Origin of the sequence: Arthrobacter sp. I3 (assembly GCF_000520575.1) — a bacterium.
Classification (GTDB): domain Bacteria; phylum Actinomycetota; class Actinomycetes; order Actinomycetales; family Micrococcaceae; genus Arthrobacter; species Arthrobacter humicola_A.
Map to the genome: position 1 here is coordinate 56,293 of NZ_KI914914.1, position 7,207 is coordinate 63,499.

Below are 7,207 nucleotides of genomic sequence, written 5' to 3' on the forward strand. Positions count from 1 at the left end.
CCATGCCGTCCCGCCGCGGCCAGCTTTTCACTTCACCCCCAACTCCTTAGGTGAACCATGTCTGTATTGACCACTCCCCGCAGCGCCCAGACCCAGCCGCCGTCCGGCCGCAAGGGCGCCCGCACCCCCGGTGCACGCGAGAACTTCTCCGGCTGGGCCAACCGGCACCGCAAATGGCTCTTCGCCGCCCCCGCCATGATCTTCGTCGGCGTCCTGATCGTCTTCCCCCTCGGCTGGACCCTGTACCTGAGCCTGACCGATTCGCAGGGCTCGGTCCGGGCGGCCTCCGAGTTTGTCGGCGTGCAGAACTACCTCACGGTCCTCTCCGACGTCGAACGCTTCTGGCCCGCCGTCGGCCGCACGCTGAGCTTCACCGGCGTTGCCCTTGCCTGCGAAGTGGTCCTCGGCATGTGCATTGCGCTGCTGCTGTGGCGCCCGTTCCGCGGCGAAAAATGGGTCCGCGTGGCCATCCTGCTCCCGCTCGTCGCCACTCCCGTGGCCGTCGGCATGATGTGGCGGCTGATCTTCGATCCCAACATCGGCTTCGTCAACCAGCTGCTCGGCATGGTCGGGATTCCCGCCCAGCCCTGGCTCTCCGGCCAGGACACGGCGCTCGGCACCACCATCTTCATGGACGTGTGGCAGTGGACCCCCATGGTGGTCCTGATCCTGCTGGCCGGACTGACCTCGCTCTCCGAGGAACCCGACGAGGCGGCCCGGATGGACGGCGCCAACGCCTTCCAGCGCTTTTTCTTCATCACGCTGCCCCTCATGATGCCGACCGTGATCGTCGCCATCCTGCTCCGGGGCATCGACGCACTGAAGACCTTCGACATCCTCTACGCCACCAAGGGCAAGGGCGGCGGGTCCTTCCACGAAGTGGAAACGCTCAACGTCTACGCCTACGGGCTGAGCTTCGACTACAACCAGTACGGGCTCTCCTCCGCGGTGCTGATCCTGTTCTTCATGATCATCATCGGCTCCATGTGGCTGCTGACCATGCGCAAGAAAGCGGTAAGCAAATGACCGTAGTGTCCGAAAACACCGAACCCCAAACGGTCGCCGCCGTGCCGGCCAAGATCGCGCCGCGCCCCCGGAAGCCGCTGGGCACCCGCGCGTACAAGGTGTTCCGCGTGGCGGCACTGGTGGCCGTGGTGCTGTTCCTGATCGCCCCGCTGTTCTGGATGCTGCTGGCATCCCTCAAGACCAACGTGGACATCTACGACACCGGCAAGTCGTTCATGTTCACCCCCACGTTCGAGAACTACGCCAATGTGCTGCAGCGGAACAACTACTTCGTCTTCATCTTCAACAGCTTCTGGGTGGCCTTCGTCTCCACTGCCCTGTCGCTGGTCCTGGGCGTGCCCGCCGCCTACGCCATGAGCCGGTTCACGATGCACCGCTCGGCCCTTGTGGTCCTGATGGCCCGCGTCATCCCCGGCGTCTCCCTGCTGGTGCCCTGGTACTACGTCTTCTCCAACCTGAAGATGGTGGGTGGCTTCGAGGTGCTGATCCTCAGCCACATGTTCGTCGCGCTGCCGCTGATCGTGTACATCATGATGAGCTACTTCGATTCCCTGCCGCTGGAGCTGGAGGAGTCGGCCCAAGTGGACGGCCTCACCCCGATCGGCGCCTTCCGCCGCATCACCCTGCCGCTCTCCGTCGCCGGCATGGCCACCGCCGGCATCCTGTCCTTCATCTTCTCGTGGAACAACTTCATGTTCGCCCTGGTGCTCTCCGGCTCCAAGACCAAGACCCTGCCGGTCGCGATCTTCGACTTCGTCTCCTACGCGAGCATCGACTGGGGCGGACTCATGGCGGCCGCCACCGTGGTCACCATTCCGATCATGATCATTGCGCTCTTCACGCAGAAGTACATCGTCTCCGGCATGACCGCCGGCGCGACCAAGGGCTAGGCAACAGATGACACTCATCAGCAGGATTGAAACGTTCCTCGTCGCGCCGCGCTGGCTCTTCGTCCGGGTCGAGACCGAGAGCGGGATCGTGGGCTGGGGCGAGGCGAGCTGCGAAGGCCGCAGCGAAACCGTACGCACCGCCGTCGACCAGCTCTCGGAGCTGCTCATCGGCAACGATGCGCTGCGGATCGAGGACCACTGGCAGGTCATGACGAAGGGGTCCTTCTACCGCGGCGGCCCGATCCTGGCCAGCGCCGTGTCCGGCCTGGACCAGGCGCTCTGGGACATCGCGGGCAAGCACTTCAACACGCCCGTGCACCAGCTTCTCGGCGGCCATGTCCGGGACCGGATCCGGATGTACGGCTGGGTGGGCGGGGATGAGCCCAATGAGGTGGCGGACCAGATCAGCGCGCAGCTGGAGGTCGGCCTGACGGCGGTCAAGATGAACGCCAGCGGCCGGATGAGCCCCATCGCCTCCGTGGCCGAGCTCGACGGCGTCGTCCGCCGCGTCGCCGCCGCCCGCGAGGTCCTCGGCGACCACCGCGACGTCGCGGTCGACTTCCACGGCCGCTTCAGCCTCGCCAACGCCCGCCGGGTGGCGCCGCTGCTGGAACCGTACCGGCCGTTCTTCCTCGAAGAGCCGGTGGTCCCGGAAAACACGCACCTGCTGCGCGAGTTCACGTCCTCCACGACGACGCCGGTCTCCACCGGTGAGCGGCTCTACAGCCGGCAGGAATTCCTGCCCGCGCTGCAGGCCGGCATCGCCGTGGCCCAGCCGGACCTCTCCCACGCCGGCGGCATCACCGAGGTCCGCAAAATCGCCTCGCTCGCCGAAATCTACGAGGTCCAGCTCGCCCCGCATTGCCCGCTGGGCCCGCTGGCGCTCGCCGCCTGCCTGCAGGTGGGCTTCGCGACGCCCAACTTCCTGATCCAGGAGCAAAGCATCGGCATCCACTACAACCAGGGCGCCGAAGTCCTGGACTACGTGGTGGACAAGTCCCCGCTGAAGTTCGTGGACGGACACATCGAACGGCTCACCGGTCCGGGCCTGGGCATCGAGATCGACGAGGCCGTGGTCCGGGCCGCGGACAAGCGCGGGCATGCCTGGCGCGGTCCCGTCTGGCGGCACCCCGACGGCGCCTTCGCCGAGTGGTGAACGCCGGAACGCTGGGACCGGACCTGTTGCCCCGGCGTATTTGCCCCGACGTATTTGCCTCGAAGGAGAAGCCTGACATGGAGAACACCCTGACGCCCGAACTGCTGCTGGCCGGGATCCAGGAAAGCCGGCTGGTGGCCATTGTGCGCGGCACGGACGGCGCGGCCGCCGCGAAGGCAGCCCTCGCGGCGATGGAGGAGGGCTTCCGGTATGTCGAAATAGCGCTCACCACGCCGCGGGCCCTTGAAGCCATCCGGGAAGTCCGCGCGGCCGCCCCCGCGGGCTGCTTCGTCGGTGCCGGAACGGTGCTGACGGCCCAGGACGTTGCCCGCGTCGCCGAGGCGGGCGGCCAGTTCATGGTGACCCCGTCGCTGGCAGAGTCGATTGCCGAGTCGGCCCGGCTGGCACTGCCTGTGCTCGCCGGTGCGCTGACACCCAGCGAGGCCCACGAAGCCATGAACCGCGGCGCCACGGCCGTCAAGCTCTTCCCCGCTTCCATCGGCGGTCCGGGCTACCTCAAGGCGCTCCGCGACCCGTTCCCCGGGATCCCTTTCATCGCCGTCGGCGGCGTCGGGCTGGATGAAGCCGAGGGCTACTGGGAAGCCGGTGCCATTGCCGTGGGGCTCGGCGGACCGCTGTTCGGCGATGCCGGCTCCGGCGGCGACCTCGCCCCGATGCGGGAGCGGGCCCGCGGTTTCGTGACCCTGGCCGCCGGGTTCGGCCGCCCGCGCGCGGAGAGCCTGCGTTGATGGCCGCCGTCGGCCCGGCTTTGGCCGGGGAGGGCGTCGACCTGCTGACGTTTGGCGAGTCCATGGTCTCGCTGCGGTCCACCGGCCCGCTGTCCGCCGGCGGCAGCCTCGGCATGCACGTGGCCGGGGCCGAATCGAACGTGGCCGTCGGGGTCGCCCGGCTCGGGCACAGCGTCACCTGGGCCGGGGTTGTCGGCGCCGACCCGCACGGGGAGTACATTCTGCGGCAGCTGCGCGCCGAGGGAATCGGGCTGCGGCACCGGATTGACGCGGCAAGGAACACCGGGGTGATGTTCCTTGAACAGCGCACCGCGGATGTGACCCGGGCCTTCTACTACCGCGCCGGATCCGCCGGGTCCACCCTCGGCCGGGAGGACCTGGACCGTGCCCTGGCGGCCGGGGCCCGGATCCTGCATCTGACCGGCATCACCGCCGCCCTCAGCCCCGACGCCCGCAAGGCCGTGGAGTACGCGGCCGAGCGCGCCGCCGCCGAAGGCATGGAGGTGTCCCTCGACGTCAATTACCGCAGCAAGCTCTGGACCCGGGAGGAGGCCCGCGCCGCGCTCACGCCGCTTGCCCGGCACGCCAGCATCGTGATCGCCTCCGACGATGAGCTCGGGCTGGTCGCGGCCCCGGTGGGTGCTGGCCCGGAGGGATCACCGCACCCCGGCGATGCCGATACAGATGCAGATGCCGCCGAAACAGCCATGGCCGCCGAACTGCTGGAGCGCGGCGTCCGCGAAGTCGTGGTCAAGCGCGGCGCCGCCGGTGCCGGTGTCCACACCGCCGACGGGCGATGGGAAGTGCCCGCCGTGCCTGTGACCAGCATCGATACCGTGGGCGCCGGGGATGCCTTCACCGCCGGCTACCTGTCCGCCCTGCTCGACGGCGCCGACGTCGCTGGCCGCCTGCAGCGCGGCGCCCTGGCGGGAGCTTTCGCCGTCAGCACCGCGGGGGACTGGGAAGGCCTGCCCGGCCGTGCGGAGCTGGCACTGTTCGGGACCACGCCGGGCGGAACCACCCAGCGCTAAGCCCCCGCTTTAAGCCCCGCCGCACCGGCGGTGACGGTTCTTCGGCCGGCGTCCGGCCGTCCGGCACCGCCGGCACCGCCGGCGGTGCAGACGGTGCCGCCACCGTTCCGGCCGGCGCCGGGCAACTAAGACACCCCCTGTAAGAGCAGAAAAGGACCTGTTGTGAAAATCATTGCCGCTGAAGTGTTCGTCACCAGCCCCTCCCGGAACTTCGTGACCCTGCGGATCACCACCGAGGACGGCGTGACCGGGATCGGGGACGCGACCCTGAACGGGCGCGAGCTCGCCGTGGCCGCCTATTTGAAGGAGCACGTCGCGCAGCTGCTGATCGGCAAGGACCCGCACCGGATCGAGGACACCTGGCAGTTCCTGTACCGGTCCTCGTACTGGCGCCGCGGCCCGGTCACGATGGCCGCGATCGCGGCGGTGGACATGGCGCTGTGGGACATCAAGGGCAAGCTCGCCGGGATGCCGGTCTACCAGCTCCTGGGCGGGGCGTCCCGGAACGGGCTGCGCGCCTACGGGCACGCCTCCGGCGCGGACCTGCCCTCGCTGTTCGATTCGGTCCGTGAGCACCTGGAGCTCGGCTACAAGTCGATCCGGATCCAGACCGCCGTGCCCGGGATCAAGGCCGTCTACGGCGTCGCGGCCCAGGCCCAGGCCTCCGGGGAACGCTATGACTACGAACCGGCCGGGCGCGGCGCGTTCCCGCAGGAAGAGGACTGGGACACCCGCGCCTACCTCCGCCACCTGCCGACCGTGTTCGAGGCGGTGCGCAACGAGTTCGGCCCGGACCTCCCGTTGCTGCACGACGGGCACCACCGGATGACCCCGATCCAGGCCGCGAAGCTGGGCAAGGCGCTCGAACCCTACGACCTGTTCTGGCTCGAGGACTGCACCCCGGCCGAAAACCAGGAAGCCCTCCGCCTGGTCCGGGCGCACACCACCACCCCGCTCGCGATCGGGGAAATCTTCAACACCGTCTACGACTACCAGGCCCTGATCAAGGAACAGCTGATCGACTACGTGAGGGCAGCCTCCACCCACTTCGGCGGGATCAGCCCGCTGAAGAAGGTGATGGACTACGCCGCGCAGTACCAGATCAAGTCCGGCTTCCACGGCCCCACCGACATCTCCCCGGTCGGGTTCGCCGCGCAGCTGCACGTGGGCCTGGCGATCCACAACTACGGCATCCAGGAATACATGCAGCACTCGGACAAAACCAACGAGGTCTTCGAACAATCCATGACCTTCGTCGACGGCTACCTGCACCCCGGCGACAAGCCCGGCATCGGCGTCGAATTCAACGAAGAAGCCGCCGCCGCGTTCCCCTACCAGCAGGCCTACCTGCCCTACAACCGCCTCGTCGACGGCACCGTCCATGACTGGTAACCCGGCCACGACCGTCAACCGGCACTGACGGCTGGCAGTGCCTTAGGCACCAAAAAGGTCCCGGGCGGCGAGTCGATGCTCAGCCGCCCGGGACCTGGCTCTTTTGAGTCCGGCTCTCAGCGTCCGGTGTGCTGGTTGCTTAGTGAACCTGTTCCCGGGTCATGCCGAAGGGGACCTGGTCGGAGAGGGCCGCGGTGTAGTGGCCCGGCTTGTGCCGCGTGAGCAAAATGCCGTGCGTCCCGGTTGTCATGGCGAGCTGCTGCAGCCCGCGGACGGCGTCGTTGAGTCGGTCGTCGAGCACGCGCCGGTTGTCGACCTGGATCTCAATGGGCTCGGTAATGGTGGTCATCGCTCTGTCTTTCTTGGAGTACTTCTAGTCGGCCCCAATGGATTCAGGAACAGTAACGTCATATTTATTGGCCCGTCAAATCACCACGCCGCATGTGCGCGTGGCCCGTGCGGACGCCAAATGCCCGCACATTGCGGCCCGGGCGGCTGACCTGCAGATCCACCCAGGCCCGGGTGGTCCCAGTGAGTCTAATCACCCGGCATCACTGCGGGCAGGCCGAAAGATGCTCGTGGACGCAAACAATGCCGCCGTCGGGGGCGCGGGAGAAGATGATGGTCTCCCGTTCATCGCTCGTATCGCGGCCACCGTCCCGGTCAACCCGGACCGTCGTGGCCACGCGGTGTGAAAACACCGCGGTAGCCCCGAGGAGCTGGATATCCTGCTCGCTGCTCCGGCATTCGAGCACACGCCAGCCACCGGCGAGCCAGCCGTCCCAAAGGGTGCGGTAGGCGGAGCGGGACCCAAGGCGCTGGGCTTCCGGATGGAAGATGAAGGTCGCCTCCGGGCTGAAGGCCGCAAAGTAGGCCTCGGTGTCCGTGGCGGCGAAGGCGGCGACCAGGCGGTCGGCTGCCTCCTGGACCTCTTCGCGGCTGAGCGCCCGGGGCGCTGCCGGC

The 7,207-nt window shown here is 68.2% G+C and carries 8 protein-coding genes; 6 read left to right on the forward strand and 2 right to left on the reverse strand.

Annotated elements, in window-relative coordinates:
- Positions 1 to 57: 57 nt before the first annotated feature.
- The 6 genes from Y706_RS0107560 (at position 58) to manD (ending at position 6,244) form a co-directional block, all read left to right on the forward strand.
- On the forward strand, positions 58 to 1,026 hold the full coding sequence (locus Y706_RS0107560) for a carbohydrate ABC transporter permease (protein ID WP_028276123.1): 969 nt from the start codon (positions 58 to 60) through the stop codon (positions 1,024 to 1,026).
- Positions 1,023 to 1,916, forward strand: coding sequence for a carbohydrate ABC transporter permease (locus tag Y706_RS0107565; protein WP_028276124.1), 894 nt, complete (start codon positions 1,023 to 1,025; stop codon positions 1,914 to 1,916). Before Y706_RS0107560 ends, Y706_RS0107565 begins: the two co-directional genes overlap by 4 nt.
- Positions 1,917 to 1,923: 7 nt before the next feature.
- A complete protein-coding gene (gene dgoD, locus Y706_RS0107570) occupies positions 1,924 to 3,072 on the forward strand; it encodes a galactonate dehydratase (protein WP_028276125.1) in 1,149 nt (382 codons plus the stop codon).
- Positions 3,073 to 3,149: 77 nt separating this feature from the next.
- Positions 3,150 to 3,821 carry a bifunctional 4-hydroxy-2-oxoglutarate aldolase/2-dehydro-3-deoxy-phosphogluconate aldolase gene (locus tag Y706_RS0107575; protein ID WP_028276126.1) on the forward strand — a complete coding sequence of 224 codons (672 nt, stop codon included), beginning with the start codon at positions 3,150 to 3,152 and terminating at the stop codon, positions 3,819 to 3,821.
- Entirely contained in the window at positions 3,821 to 4,852 is a 1,032-nt protein-coding gene (locus Y706_RS0107580) for a sugar kinase (protein WP_043435317.1), read from the forward strand. Before Y706_RS0107575 ends, Y706_RS0107580 begins: the two co-directional genes overlap by 1 nt.
- A gap of 162 nt (positions 4,853 to 5,014) precedes the next feature.
- Positions 5,015 to 6,244 carry a D-mannonate dehydratase ManD gene (gene manD / locus Y706_RS0107585; RefSeq protein ID WP_028276128.1) on the forward strand — a complete coding sequence of 410 codons (1,230 nt, stop codon included), beginning with the start codon at positions 5,015 to 5,017 and terminating at the stop codon, positions 6,242 to 6,244.
- Between the two features lie 139 nt (positions 6,245 to 6,383).
- Here manD and Y706_RS0107590 read toward each other — a convergent pair whose 3' ends face one another.
- Positions 6,384 to 6,593, reverse strand: coding sequence for a hypothetical protein (locus tag Y706_RS0107590; protein ID WP_028276129.1), 210 nt, complete (start codon positions 6,591 to 6,593; stop codon positions 6,384 to 6,386).
- Between the two features lie 202 nt (positions 6,594 to 6,795).
- On the reverse strand, positions 6,796 to 7,207 hold a 412-nt coding region (locus Y706_RS0107595), incomplete at its 5' end, for a nuclear transport factor 2 family protein (RefSeq protein WP_028276130.1).